Source organism: Serratia sp. BW106 (assembly GCF_002607755.1).
GTDB lineage: Bacteria > Pseudomonadota > Gammaproteobacteria > Enterobacterales > Enterobacteriaceae > Serratia > Serratia proteamaculans.
In genome coordinates this window covers 1-671 of the sequence record NZ_MCGS01000080.1, presented here as the reverse complement: position 1 = coordinate 671, position 671 = coordinate 1, and the positions used below count along the sequence as shown (strand labels likewise).

2 protein-coding genes are annotated in these 671 nt (G+C 46.5%); both read right to left on the bottom strand.

Annotation, left to right across the window (positions count from 1 at the left end; all coding sequences use genetic code 11):
- Positions 1-67: 67 nt before the first annotated feature.
- The gene (gene tnpA / locus BEI65_RS26610; RefSeq protein WP_129935314.1) at positions 68-526 is read right to left on the bottom strand and encodes an IS200/IS605-like element IS1541C family transposase; all 459 of its coding nucleotides are present in this window, start codon (positions 524-526) and stop codon (positions 68-70) included.
- A partial coding sequence (locus tag BEI65_RS27315) for a hypothetical protein (protein ID WP_232519160.1) occupies positions 483-671 on the bottom strand: 189 nt, incomplete at its 5' end. The genes tnpA and BEI65_RS27315, both read right to left, overlap by 44 nt.

Here is a 671-nt window from a genome sequence, read left to right as displayed (position 1 = left end):
CCTATAAGGCTCTGTTACCAGCCGCGCCCTAACAGGCGCATAGCAATCTGACATTTGCATCTATGGATTACTTACGGCCCGTAAACGGGCTACCTGGATACGGGATCGAGAGTTGCTCACCCATTTTATCCTCTTCCAGTTGGTGCTTTATGTATTCTTGTATCCTGGCCGTGTTTTTCCCTACCGTATCAACGTAATACCCTCGGCACCAAAACTCCCTGTTACGGTATTTGAACTTCAAATCCCCAAACTGCTCATAAAGCATCAGGCTGCTCTTTCCCTTCAGGTACCCCATAAACCCCGATACACTCATCTTCGGCGGGATTTCCAGAAGCATATGAATGTGATCCGCACAGCATTCCGCTTCCAGAATATTCACGTTTTTCCATTCGCACAGCTTTCTTAAAATACTGCCAATCGCTTTGCGTTTTTCCCCGTAGAACACCTTTCTTCGGTACTTCGGCGCAAAAACTATGTGATATTTACAGTTCCATCGGGTGTGCGCTAAGCTCTTTTCGTCCCTCATTGGGACCCCCTTTTGATTTCTTGTTGAACATTTGCAGTTGCCAGACCGCAAACTGTTTTAACAAATCAAAAGGGGTTTTTATAACTGGCTCAAAGCTGAAAGCTTTACTGAACCCCCAGCCTAGCTGGGGGTTTTCTGGGCACAA